The 12,159-nt window shown below is 70.1% G+C and carries 9 protein-coding genes; 2 read left to right on the forward strand and 7 right to left on the reverse strand.

The features are described 5' to 3' along the window. Positions 1-22: 22 nt before the first annotated feature. Together pruA and OHS71_RS13130 are read right to left on the reverse strand one after the other, a co-directional pair. Positions 23-1,663 (reverse strand): L-glutamate gamma-semialdehyde dehydrogenase, encoded by a 1,641-nt coding sequence (pruA, locus tag OHS71_RS13125; protein ID WP_328479563.1) that lies wholly within the window; start codon positions 1,661-1,663, stop codon positions 23-25. A 185-nt stretch (positions 1,664-1,848) separates the two neighbouring features. After that, on the reverse strand, positions 1,849-2,775 hold the full coding sequence (locus tag OHS71_RS13130; protein ID WP_328479564.1) for a proline dehydrogenase family protein: 927 nt from the start codon (positions 2,773-2,775) through the stop codon (positions 1,849-1,851). A 164-nt stretch (positions 2,776-2,939) separates the two neighbouring features. Here OHS71_RS13130 and OHS71_RS13135 point away from each other — a divergent pair, with 164 nt between their 5' ends. After that, positions 2,940-4,151 carry a PucR family transcriptional regulator gene (locus OHS71_RS13135; protein WP_328479565.1) on the forward strand — a complete coding sequence of 404 codons (1,212 nt, stop codon included), beginning with the start codon at positions 2,940-2,942 and terminating at the stop codon, positions 4,149-4,151. An 80-nt stretch (positions 4,152-4,231) separates the two neighbouring features. On the opposite strand, the gene OHS71_RS13140 is transcribed toward OHS71_RS13135, so the two are convergent. Beyond that, the gene (locus OHS71_RS13140) at positions 4,232-4,822 is read right to left on the reverse strand and encodes a TetR/AcrR family transcriptional regulator (protein ID WP_328479566.1); all 591 of its coding nucleotides are present in this window, start codon (positions 4,820-4,822) and stop codon (positions 4,232-4,234) included. 97 nt (positions 4,823-4,919) lie between these two features. Here OHS71_RS13140 and OHS71_RS13145 point away from each other — a divergent pair, with 97 nt between their 5' ends. After that, on the forward strand, positions 4,920-6,458 hold the full coding sequence (locus OHS71_RS13145; protein WP_328479567.1) for an MFS transporter: 1,539 nt from the start codon (positions 4,920-4,922) through the stop codon (positions 6,456-6,458). Between the two features lie 156 nt (positions 6,459-6,614). Here the strand turns inward: OHS71_RS13145 and serA are convergent, their stop codons facing one another. The 4 genes from serA to OHS71_RS13165 form a co-directional block, all read right to left on the reverse strand. Next, on the reverse strand, positions 6,615-8,204 hold the full coding sequence (serA, locus tag OHS71_RS13150) for a phosphoglycerate dehydrogenase (protein WP_328479568.1): 1,590 nt from the start codon (positions 8,202-8,204) through the stop codon (positions 6,615-6,617). A gap of 234 nt (positions 8,205-8,438) precedes the next feature. Then, a complete protein-coding gene (ilvC, locus tag OHS71_RS13155) occupies positions 8,439-9,437 on the reverse strand; it encodes a ketol-acid reductoisomerase (RefSeq protein ID WP_328479569.1) in 999 nt (332 codons plus the stop codon). A 139-nt stretch (positions 9,438-9,576) separates the two neighbouring features. Next, entirely contained in the window at positions 9,577-10,101 is a 525-nt protein-coding gene (gene ilvN, locus OHS71_RS13160; protein WP_057584948.1) for an acetolactate synthase small subunit, read from the reverse strand. Positions 10,102-10,123: 22 nt separating this feature from the next. Then, positions 10,124-11,971, reverse strand: a complete 1,848-nt coding sequence (locus OHS71_RS13165; RefSeq protein WP_328479570.1) for an acetolactate synthase large subunit — start codon at positions 11,969-11,971, stop codon at positions 10,124-10,126. Positions 11,972-12,159 lie beyond the last annotated feature (188 nt).

The raw sequence follows: 12,159 nt of genomic DNA on the forward strand, positions 1-12,159 counted from the left end.
CGGCACCGCAGAGCGGACCGTGTCAGCCCATGTGCGGGTACGTGTAGTCGGTCGGCGGGACCAGCGTCTCCTTGATGGCGCGGGTCAGGGTCCACCGCATCAGGTTCTGCGGGGCGCCCGCCTTGTCGTCGGTGCCGGAGGCCCGGCCGCCGCCGAAGGGCTGCTGGCCGACGACGGCGCCGGTGGACTTGTCGTTGATGTAGAAGTTGCCGGCCGCGTAACGCAGCTTCTCCATCGTGTACGCGGCGGCCGCGCGGTCCCCCGAGATGACCGAGCCGGTCAGCGCGTAGTCCGACACCGACTCCATCTGCGTCAGCATGGCCTCGTACGCGTCGGGCGCGCTGTCGTCGTACACGTGCACGGCGAGGAACGGGCCGAAGTACTCGGTCGTGAAGACCTCGTTCTCCGGGTCGGTGCACTCGACGACGGTCGGGCGGACGAACCAGCCGACCGAGTCGTCGTAGGAGCCGCCCGCCACGACCGTGCAGGTCGGGTCGGCCTTCGCACGGTCGATCGCCGCCTTGTTCTTGGCGAAGGAACGCTCGTCGATGACGGCGCCGACGAAGTTGGCGAGGTCGGTGACGTCACCCATGGTCAGGTAGTCGACCTCGGCCGCGAACTCCTCCTTGAAGCCGGAGTTCCAGATCGACGCCGGGATGTAGGCCCGGGAGGTCGCGCTGCACTTCTGGCCCTGGTACTCGAAGGCGCCACGGGTGAGCGCCGTCTTCAGGACCGCGCGGTCCGCGCTCGGGTGGGCGACGACGAAGTCCTTGCCGCCGGTCTCGCCGACCAGACGCGGGTAGGAGCGGTACTTCTCGATGTTGGCGCCGACCGTCTTCCACAGGTACTGGAAGGTCTTGGTGGAGCCGGTGAAGTGGATACCGGCGAGATCGCGGTGGTTCAGGGCCACCTCGGAGACCTCGAGGCCGTCGCCGGTGACCAGGTTGATGACGCCCTTGGGCAGCCCGGCCTCCTCGAGGAGGCGCATGAGCAGCACGGCGGCGTGGGTCTGCGTCGGGGACGGCTTCCACACGACCACGTTGCCCATCAGAGCGGGCGCGGTCGGCAGGTTGCCCGCGATCGCCGTGAAGTTGAACGGCGTGATCGCGTAGACGAAGCCCTCGAGCGGGCGGTGGTCGAGGCGGTTCCACACGCCCGGGGAGTTCGCCGGGGGCTGCTCGGCCAGGATCTGGCGGGCGTAGGCGACGTTGAAGCGCCAGAAGTCGACCAGTTCACAGGGACAGTCGATCTCCGCCTGCTGGGCGGTCTTCGACTGGCCGAGCATGGTGGAGGCGGCGAGGGTCTCGCGCCAGGGACCGGCGAGCAGTTCGGCGGCGCGCAGGATGATGGCGGCACGGTCGTCGAAGGACATCGCGCGCCAGGCGGGCGCGGCGGCGAGGGCCGCGTCGACCGCGTCCTGCGCGTCCTGCCGGGTGGCGTTGGCATAGGTGCCGAGTCGGGCCTTGTGGTTGTGCGGCTGCACGACGTCGAAGCGCTCACCGCCGCCCATCCGGTGCTCGCCGCCGATGGTGCAGGGCAGGTCGATCGGGTTGTCGGCGAGCTCCTTGAGCTTGGCCTCCAGCCGGGCGCGCTCCGGCGAGCCGGGGGCGTAGCCGTGCACCGGCTCGTTGACGGGGGTGGGGACCTGGGTTACCGCGTCCATGTCTTCCGTTACTCCTTCTGAGCGGGTGTTTCGAGCGGGGGCGGGCTCAGCCCTTGCTGATCATCGAGCGGACGAAGTGGAACCGCGGGCCGGCCGGCTTCTCCGGGAGGCGGCGCATGCTGCGCCTTCCTCCGGGGGACGACCCCCGGACCCCCGGCGGACAGGCCGCTGCACGGGCTTCGTCCTCAGCCCCGGGTGAGCATGCTGCGGGCGAAGAACCGCAGGTTGGCCGGCTTCTCCGCGAGGCGGCGCATGAAGTAGCCGTACCAGTCGGTGCCGTAGGCGGTGTAGACGCGCATGCGGTGCCCTTCGGCGGCCAGCCGCAGGTGTTCGTCACCGCGTATCCCGTACAGCATCTGGAACTCGTACTCGTCGAGCTTGCGTCCCGCCTTGCGGGCGAGCTCCTGCGCGATGGAGATCAGACGCGGGTCGTGGGAGCCGATCATCGGGTATCCCTCGCCCTCCATCAGTGTGCGCAGGATCCGGACGTACGCCTTGTCGATCTCGTGCTTCTGCTGGTAGGCGACCTCGGCGGGCTCCTTGTACGCGCCCTTCACTAGCCGTACCCGGCTGCCGCTCGCGGCGAGCCTGCGGGCGTCGGCCTCGGTGCGGAAGAGGTAGGCCTGGATGACACAGCCGGTCTGCGGGAAGTCCTTCCGCAGCTCGTCGTGGATGGCGAACATCGAGTCGAGGGTGGTGTGGTCCTCGGCATCGAGGGTGACGGTGGTGCCGATGGCGGCGGCGGCCTCGACGACCGGGCGCACGTTGGCGAGGGCCAGCTCGTGGCCCCCGTCCAGTGCCTGGCCGAACATCGACAGCTTGACCGACGTCTCGACGCGCTCGCCGAGCTCCAGCTGCGCGAGCCGGTCGATCAGCGCCAGGTAGGCGTCCCGGGCGGCAAAGGCCTGCTCGGGGGTGGTGATGTCCTCTCCGACGACGTCCATCGTCAGCTCCAGTCCCCCGGCGGTGAGCTGCTCGACGATCGGGACGATGTCGTCGACCGTCTCACCGGGGATGAAGCGGTCCACGACCTGCTTCGTCACCGGGGCCGCCGAGATCAGGCGTCGCATCCGGTCGCTGCGCGACGCGGCGAGAATCACGGGACCCAGCACGGGGAACCTCCACATACCAACCCATACGAGGCCGATACCCGACGATCGGGGAACGGCACGGAGAACCACCGTGAAACTTAAGGATCCCTCCGATCGTGGGCCATCGACAGCTGTCACGCATCCGTGCCGCGGATCTCAGACAGATGTATGAAAGGGATGCGGACATGCGGGAGAATGCCCGGGTGACAGCCGATTACCAGGGTGACCACCAGGAGCTCGTCGACGAGATCTCGGAGCTGCTCGACGCTCCCGCGACCCTGGAGAACCGGGATTTCGAGCTGATCGCCTTCGGCGCCTACGACAGCGAAGGCGAACTCGACGCGTCGGCGCTGGACCCGGTGCGCACCCGCTCGATCCTGACCCGGCGCTCCACGGCCGCCGTCCGCACCTGGTTCGAGGGTTTCGGCATCACGCGGGCGACCGGTCCGGTCCGCATCCCGCCGACCCCGGAAGCCGGGGTGTACCGGGGGCGCATCTGCCTCCCCGTGCGGCACCGGGGGGTCGTCCTCGGTTATGTCTGGCTGCTCGACGACGACCCCGGACCCTCGGACTCCCAGCTGGCGGCCGCGATGGAGGTGACCGGCCGCATCGGCGCCCTGCTCGCCGACGAGGCCCAGCACGGCGCCGACCTCACCCGGGAGCTGCGGGCGGTGCTCACCGCGCAGCCCGGCTGGCAGCGGGACATGGCGGTGGCCGAGCTGCGCACCGCGCTGGGCGCCCGTGCGGACGGCCCGCACACGGTGGTGTGCGTGACGCCCTGGCCGTCCGCCGACCCGGAAGACGCCCCCTCGCTGCGTACGCTGCCGGGGGCGACGGCACTGTGCACGGTCCCGTGGGCCGGTGGCGTCCCCCACGCCCACGAGGCGGTCGGCGAGTCCCTGGCCCTGCTCGTCCGTCTGCGCGCGACGGACACCCTCACCCCGGCGACGTCGGCGGCGGCACGGCTGCTGGAACGGGCGGGCGGGTCCGCGGCGGGAGTGGCCGCCGGGCGGCTCGGCCTGGCGGAACTCGGCGCCGCCTGGCAGGAGGCGTCGGCGTCGGCACGTGCGGCGCTGGCGGAGCCCGGCCTCGGCCCGGTCGCCCGGTGGGCGTCCATCGGCCCCTACCGCCTGCTGACCTCCCTGCCCGCGGAGACCGTCCAGGACCCCGCCGTGCGCGCCCTGTTGTCGCCCGCCCACCACGAACTCGCGCGCACCGCAGAGGTGTACCTCGACCGCGCCGGCCAAGCGGGTCGCGCGGCGGCCGAGTTGGGAATCCACCGGCAGACCCTCTACTACCGGCTGTCCCGGGTGGAACAACTGACCGGGCTGGATCTGGACGACGGCGAGGACCGGCTCCTGCTGCACATGACGCTGAAGGCGGCCCGGCTGCCCTGAGAGCCGTCCCGTCACGGCGGTACCCCTCCGGCAGGACCCGGCCCGATCCGCCGGGAGCCCCACGCGTCGCTCCGGGCGGGTCAGTTCTCCTTGGCGCCCGCGATCACCCGCCGCAGCCCCTCGGTGAGCTGTGCCGCGTCGGTCGCCGAGTCCGGGTCGAACAGCCACTGGACCATGAGCCCGTTGAGGAGGGTCTGGTAGAAGCGTCCCTCCGTGTCGACGGTCTCCTTGTCGAGCTCGTCCTCGGGGACGCCGTTGAACATGGGCACGATCCCCGACCGGCCCGCCTCCTGCGCCTCGGCCAGCAGCTTGCGCACCTCGGGGAGCCGGTCCCCCTGGACGATGAGTTCGAAGCTCAGCAGCCAGATCGCCCGCGTCCGGGGCACCGAGCCGATGATGCTCGCCCACACCTCCTGGAAGCGTTCCAGTGACCCGGCGGGCGCCGTCACCTCGCCCTCCGCGCCCCAGCCGGGGTCGAAGTCGTCGCCGGCGCCCTCGATCAACGAGACGTACGCCTGCACCAGCAGCGCGTCCTTCGAGCCGTAGTGGTAGCCGATGGACGCCAGGTTGGTCCCCGACTCCTTGACGATGTCCCGCGCGGTCGTACGCAGGAACCCCTTCTCCAGCAGACAGCGCCTGGCGCCTTCGAGTAGATCCTCACGGTGTCCCATGCCCGCCACCCTACCGCCGATCCATACAGACGTCCTAGACACATGACTTATACATTCGTTCTAGACAACCGTTTAAGACGCTCGTACAGTCACCGTCATGACCAACTCGACGCACTCCACGAACTCCACGGACCCGGTGAGCACCACCGCACCTCCCGCGGCCCGCGCGGGCCGCCGTGAATGGACCGCCCTCGGCGTGCTGATGCTTCCGCTGCTGCTGGTCTCGATGGACGTCTCCGTCCTCTACTTCGCGATCCCCGCGATCAGCGCCGACCTGGCACCGACCGGTACGCAGCAGCTGTGGATCTTCGACATCTACGCGTTCGTCCTGGCGGGCCTGCTGATGACGATGGGCTCGCTCGGCGACCGCATCGGCCGCCGCCGGCTGCTGCTGGTCGGCGCCGCCGCGTTCGGCACCGCCTCCCTGGTCGCGGCCTACGCGGACAGCGCCGAGACCCTGATCGCCGCCCGCGCGGTCCTCGGCATCGGTGGTGCGACCCTGATGCCCTCGACGATGGCCCTGATCCGCACGATGTTCACCGACCCGGCCCAGCGCGCGAAGGCGATCGGCATGTGGTCGGCGGTCATGACGGGCGGCATCGCGCTCGGCTCGGTGATGAGCGGTCTGCTCGTCCAGTACTTCTGGTGGGGTTCGGTCTTCCTGGTCAACCTGCCCGCGATGGTCCTGCTGCTCGTCCTCGGTCCCGTCCTGCTGCCCGAGTCCCGCGACCCCGCTCCGGGCCGCTTCGACTGGCCGAGCGTCCCCCTGTCGATGGCCGCCGTACTCCCCGTGATCTACGGCCTCAAGGAGATCCCGTCCGAGGGCTGGCACGCGCAGTACGTCGTCTCGGTCACCGTCGGCCTGCTCCTCGCGGCCCTCTTCGTCCACCGCCAGCGCACCACGGCCTCACCGATGATCTCCCCCGCCCTGTTCCGGGGCCGCGGCTTCGCCCCCGCCCTCGTCCTCAACCTGGTCTCCGCCTTCGGCATGCTGGGCTCGGCGTTCTTCACGACCCAGTACCTCCAGTCGGTGCTCGGCAGGAGCGCGCTGGAAGCGGCCCTGTGGGCCCTGCTCCCCTCGGTGCCGATCGGCATGGCCGCCCCGATCGCGACCTCCCTGGTCCACAAGGGCGTCGACCGCGCCTACGTCGTGACGGCCGGCTTCGCCATCGGGGCGAGCGGCTACGCGCTGCTGGCCCTCGCCGGCACCGACTCGATGTGGCTGGTGCTGACCGCCTGCGCGGTCCTGGCCTGCGGAATCGTGATGGTCCTGTCCCAGATGACGGACCTGGCACTGAGCACGGCCCCGGTGGAGCGCGCGGGCTCCGCGTCGGCCCTGCTGGAGACCGGCACCGAGTTCGGCGGCGCCCTCGGTATGGCCGTCCTCGGCTCCATCGGTACGGCGCTCTACCGCCACGGCATCCCGGCCACGGCCCCCGCCGAGGCCCGCGAGACCCTCGGCGGCGCCCTGGCGGTGGCGGGTCACCTCCCGGGGCGCACGGGAGACGCCCTGGCCGCGACGGCCCGCGAGGCGTTCACCCACGGCATGCAGGGCGCGGCGATCGCCGGAGCGGTACTCCTGGCCGGAGCGGCGGCAGCGGCTGCGGTGACCCTGCGCAGGATCCGCGTCAAGTAGGACTCATGCGAAAGGGCGCCGGTGGCTGGATCACTCCAGCCACCGGCGCCCTTTCAGCCGAGGCCGGCCATATCAGCCCGTCCGGCGTTCGAGGACGAGGCCGTTCAGGCCGAAGCGGGGGCCTGGGGGCGGCCGCCCCCGGTACGCGCGGCAACCTCAGACGAGGTTCACCGCACGCGCGGACGTCGCGCCGATCTCCTCGGCGACCTCCGCCAGCACACCCGCCGGCACGGTGTCGTCGACGGTCAGCACGGCCAGCGCCTCGCCACCCGCGGCCGCGCGGGCGACCTGCATACCGGCGATGTTGATCCCCGCCTCCCCGAAGACCCGGCCGACGGTGCCGACGACACCCGGACGGTCCTCGTACTTGAGGACGACCATGTGGTCGGCGAGCGCGAGGTCGACGTCGTACTCGCCGACCGCGACGATCTTCTGAAGGTGCTTCGGACCGGCCAGCGTGCCGGAGACCGACACCTCCTCGCCGTCCGAGAGCGTGCCGCGCACGGTGACGACGTTACGGTGGTCGGCCGACTCGGAGCTGGTGGTCAGCCGCACCTCGACGCCTCGCTCCTGCGCGAACAGCGGGGCGTTGACGTAGGAGACGGTCTCGTCGACGACGTCCTCGAAGACGCCCTTGAGAGCCGACAGCTCCAGCACCTTCACGTCGTGCTGGGTGATCTCGCCGTACACCTCGACGTCGAGGCGGACCGCGACCTCGCCCGCGAGCGCGGTGAAGATCCGGCCGAGCCGCTCGGCGAGGGGCAGACCGGGCTTGACGTCCTCGGCGATGACACCGCCCTGGACGTTGACCGCGTCCGGCACCAGCTCGCCGGCGAGCGCCAGCCGCACGGAACGCGCGACCGCGATACCGGCCTTCTCCTGGGCCTCGTCGGTCGAGGCGCCGAGGTGCGGGGTGGCCACGACCTGGTCGAACTCGAACAGCGGGGAGTCCGTGCAGGGCTCCTTCGCGTACACGTCGAGGCCGGCGCCGGCGACGCGGCCCTCCTTCAGCGCCGAGTACAGCGCCTCCTCGTCGACGATCCCGCCGCGCGCGGCGTTGACGATGCGCACGCTCGGCTTGACCTTGCGCAGCGCCTCGTCGCCGATCAGACCGACCGTCTCCGGGGTCTTGGGCAGGTGGACGGTGATGAAGTCGGAGACCTCGAGCAGCTCGTCCAGCGACAGGACCTTCACGCCCATCTGCGCGGCGCGCGCGGGCTGGATGTACGGGTCGTACGCGACGACCTTCATGCCGAAGCCGGACATGCGCTGCGCGACGAGCGCACCGATGCGGCCGAGGCCGACGACCCCGAGGGTCTTCTCGGCGAGCTCCACGCCCGTGTACTTGCTGCGCTTCCACTCGCCGTTCTTCAGCGCGGCGTTGGCCTGCGGAATGTGGCGGGCGGTGGCGAGCAGCAGACCGCAGGCCAGCTCGGCCGCGGTCACGATGTTGGAGGTGGGGGCGTTGACGACCATCACGCCGGCCTTGGTGGCGGCGGGAACGTCGACGTTGTCCAGGCCGACGCCGGCTCGTGCGACGACCTTCAGCTTCTTCGCGGCGGCGATCGCCTCGGCGTCCACCTTGGTGGCCGAGCGGATCAGGATCGCGTCGACGTCGGCGATGGCCGGGAGCAGTTCGGCTCGGTCCGCTCCGTTGCAGTGCCGGATCTCGAAGTCCGGGCCAAGCGCGTCCACGGTCGCGGGCGACAGCTCTTCAGCGATGAGTACGACAGGTTTCGAGCTCACGTGAGTCCTCACAAGTCCAGTGCGTGCGGACGGCCGTCCCGACGGCCGCAGGCGGAGGGAGGGGCTAGCCGCGTGGAAGACGCACGACGCTGTGGGCCTGAACGCGTATATAGGCAGCAGTGTAGTGCCGCGACGGAGGTCGCCTCATGCCTCCGCGGAAGGATCACCCGTCCGTGGTCGGACGGCAGGGACGACGGGGCCGGAGCAGCACGCTCCGGCCCCTGTCCCCCAGGCTCACGCCTCTTCGTTCACCCAGCTCATCAGCTTGCGCAGCTGCTTGCCGGTGGTCTCCAGCAGGTGCTCGGAGTCCGCGTCCTTGTACTCGTTGTACTTCTTCAGACCGCCGTGGTACTCGTCCATCCAGTTCTGGGCGAAGGTGCCGTCCTGGATCTCGGTGAGGACCTGCTTCATCTCGGCCTTGGTGGCGTCGGTGATGATCCGCGGGCCGGTGACGTAGTCGCCCCACTCGGCGGTCTCGGAGACGCTCCAGCGCATCTTCTCCAGGCCGCCCTCGTACATGAGGTCCACGATCAGCTTCAGCTCGTGCAGGCACTCGAAGTAGGCGATCTCCGGCTGGTAGCCGGCCTCGACCAGGGTCTCGAAGCCCGCCTTGACCAGCGCCGAGGTGCCACCGCACAGAACGGCCTGCTCACCGAACAGGTCGGTCTCGGTCTCCTCGGTGAAGGTCGTCTTGATGACGCCGGCGCGGGTGCCGCCGATGCCCTTGGCGTACGACAGGGCCAGCGCGAAGGCGTTACCGGTCGCGTCCTGCTCGACGGCGGCGATCGCGGGGACGCCGCGGCCCTCCTCGTACTGGCGGCGCACCAGGTGACCCGGACCCTTCGGGGCGACCAGGGCCACGTCCACGCCGGCCGGGGCCTTGATGAAGCCGAAGCGGACGTTGAAGCCGTGGGCGAAGAACAGCGCGTCGCCGTCCTTCAGGTTCGGGGCGATGGACTCCTCGTACACCTGGGCCTGGATCGGGTCCGGGATGAGGATCATGATGACGTCGGCCTCGGCGGCGGCCTCGGCGGGGGTCACCACGCGCAGGCCCTGCTCCTCGGCCTTCGCCTTGGACTTGGAGCCCTCGTGCAGACCGACGCGCACGTCGACACCCGAGTCACGGAGCGACAGCGCGTGGGCGTGGCCCTGGCTGCCGTAACCGATGACCGCGACCTTGCGGCCCTGGATGATGGACAGGTCGGCGTCGGCGTCGTAGAACAGCTCGGCCACTTTGGGTTCTCTCCTTGGGTGCGGGTGTTGCGTCCCACCGTATGACGGTGAGGGGAAGGGAAGTCTCGGGGTCTCGGTATCCGGGCGGTCGGCGATCACCGCGCCGCCCGGATCCGTTCGTCGCGGACCGGTTGTGTACTTATGCCGACCGGTCGAGAGCGCGCAGCGAGCGGTCCGTGATCGAACGGGCGCCGCGGCCGATGGCGATCGTGCCGGACTGGACCAGCTCCTTGATGCCGTACGGTTCCAGCATCTTGAGCATGGCGGTCAGCTTGTCGTTGCTGCCGGTGGCCTCGATGGTCACGGCCTCCGGGGAGACGTCGACGGTCTTGGCCCGGAACAGCTGGACGATCTCGACGATCTGGGAGCGCGTCTCGTTGTCGGCGCGCACCTTCACCAGAACGAGTTCACGGTGAACCGCCTGTCCCGGCTCCAGCTCGACGATCTTCAGCACCTCGACGAGCTTGTTGAGCTGCTTGGTGACCTGCTCGAGCGGCAGGGCGTCCACGCTCACCACGATCGTGATGCGGGAGATGTCGGCGTGCTCGGTGACGCCGACGGCGAGCGAGTCGATGTTGAAGCCTCGGCGGGAGAACAGGGCGGCGATCCGGGCCAGGATGCCCGGCTTGTTCTCCACCAGGACGGAGAGCGTGTGCTTGGACATGTCTTCTTTACGTCTCTCTCGCTCAGTCGTCTTCGTTGTCGCCGAAGTCGGGGCGGACGTCCCGGGCGGCCATGATCTCGTCGTTGGAGGTGCCTGCGGCGACCATCGGCCACACCATCGCGTCCTCGTGGACGATGAAGTCGACGACGACCGGGCGGTCGTTGACCGAGTTCGCCTCCTCGATGACCTTGTCGAGGTCCTCGGGGGACTCGCAGCGGATCGCGTAGCAGCCCATGGCCTCCGACAGCTTGACGAAGTCGGGGACGCGCGTGCCGGCGCTCGGCTGCTTGCCGTCCGCCTCCGGGCCGCTGTGCAGCACGGTGTTGGAGTAGCGCTGGTTGTAGAACAGGGTCTGCCACTGGCGGACCATGCCCAGGGCGCCGTTGTTGATGATGGCGACCTTGATCGGGATGTTGTTCAGGGCGCAGGTGGTGAGCTCCTGGTTGGTCATCTGGAAGCAGCCGTCACCGTCGATGGCCCACACGGTCTGTCCCGGGGCGCCCGCCTTGGCGCCCATCGCGGCCGGGACCGCGTATCCCATCGTGCCCGCGCCGCCCGAGTTCAGCCAGGTGGCGGGCTTCTCGTACTTGACGAAGTGGGCGGCCCACATCTGGTGCTGGCCGACGCCCGCCGCGAAGATCGTGCCCTCGGGGGCGAGCTGTCCGATGCGCTCGATGACCTGCTGCGGGGCGAGCGAACCGTCGGACGGCTGGTCGTAGCCGAGCGGGTAGGTCTCGCGCCAGCGGCTCAGGTCCTTCCACCAGGCGGTGCAGTCGCCCCGCTGGCCCTCGCTGTGCTCCTTCTGCACCGCCTGGACCAGGTCGGCGATGACCTCGCGAGCGTCACCGACGATCGGCACGTCGGCGGCGCGGTTCTTTCCGATCTCCGCCGGGTCGATGTCCGCGTGGACGATCTTGGCGTACGGGGCGAAGCTGTCGAGCTTGCCGGTGACGCGGTCGTCGAACCGGGCGCCGAGGGCGACGATCAGGTCGGCCTTCTGAAGCCCGGTGACGGCCGCCACCGAACCGTGCATGCCCGGCATGCCCAGGTGCTGCGGGTGGCTGTCCGGAAACGCGCCCAGCGCCATCAGGGTGGTGGTGACGGGGGCACCGGTCAGCTCCGCGAGGACCTTCAGTTCGGCGGTGGCGCCGGCCTTGAGCACACCCCCGCCGACGTACAGGATCGGCCGCTTGGCGGCGGTGATCAGCTTGGCGGCCTCGCGGATCTGCTTGGCGTGCGGCTTGGTCACCGGACGGTAGCCGGGCAGGTCCATGACGGGCGGCCAGGAGAACGTGGTCTTCGCCTGGAGGGCGTCCTTGGCGATGTCGACCAGGACCGGCCCGGGCCGGCCGGTGGACGCGATGTGGAACGCCTGCGCGATGACCCGCGGGATGTCCTCGGCCTGGGTGACCAGGAAGTTGTGCTTGGTGATCGGCATGGTGATGCCGACGATGTCCGCCTCCTGGAAGGCGTCCGTGCCGATCGCCTTCGACGCCACCTGTCCGGTGATCGCCACCAGCGGCACCGAGTCCATGTGGGCGTCGGCGATCGGCGTGACCAGGTTGGTCGCGCCGGGGCCCGAGGTGGCCATGCAGACGCCGACCCTGCCGGTGGCCTGCGCGTAACCGGTGGCCGCGTGGCCCGCGCCCTGCTCGTGCCGGACCAGGACGTGGCGGACCCTCGTCGAGTCCATCAGCGGGTCGTACGCCGGAAGGATCGCACCGCCGGGAATGCCGAATACCGTGTCGGCGCCGACCTCCTCGAGAGAACGGATGAGGGACTGCGCACCCGTCACGTGCTCGACGGTCGCGGAGTGTCCTCCGGATCGGGGCCGCGGCTGCGGATGGGCCCCGGTGGCCTGCTCGGTCATCGGCATTCTCTTCTCGATGCTGAGGGTTTTACTGAGGGTTCTACTGGGGTCGTACTGGGGTGTCGCTCGGGTCCTGCGGGGGCCGCGGCAGGGGCGCCGCGGCGGGTTTTGTGCAACAAAAAACCCCTCGTGCCAAAAGGCAAGCGAGGGGAGCGCGCCGGGTGGGGTCGCTGGGAGTTCCGGGATTC

The organism is Streptomyces sp. NBC_00377, assembly GCF_036075115.1.
GTDB lineage: Bacteria > Actinomycetota > Actinomycetes > Streptomycetales > Streptomycetaceae > Streptomyces.

Coding starts and splice junctions, on each gene's coding strand:
- OHS71_RS13135 (WP_328479565.1), top strand. CDS start 2,940: ATGCGGGAGAATGCCCGGGTGACAGCCGATTACCAGGGTGACCACCAG.
- OHS71_RS13145 (WP_328479567.1), top strand. CDS start 4,920: ATGACCAACTCGACGCACTCCACGAACTCCACGGACCCGGTGAGCACC.
- OHS71_RS13165 (WP_328479570.1), bottom strand. CDS start 11,971: ATGACCGAGCAGGCCACCGGGGCCCATCCGCAGCCGCGGCCCCGATCC.
- ilvN (WP_057584948.1), bottom strand. CDS start 10,101: ATGTCCAAGCACACGCTCTCCGTCCTGGTGGAGAACAAGCCGGGCATC.
- OHS71_RS13140 (WP_328479566.1), bottom strand. CDS start 4,822: ATGGGACACCGTGAGGATCTACTCGAAGGCGCCAGGCGCTGTCTGCTG.
- pruA (WP_328479563.1), bottom strand. CDS start 1,663: ATGGACGCGGTAACCCAGGTCCCCACCCCCGTCAACGAGCCGGTGCAC.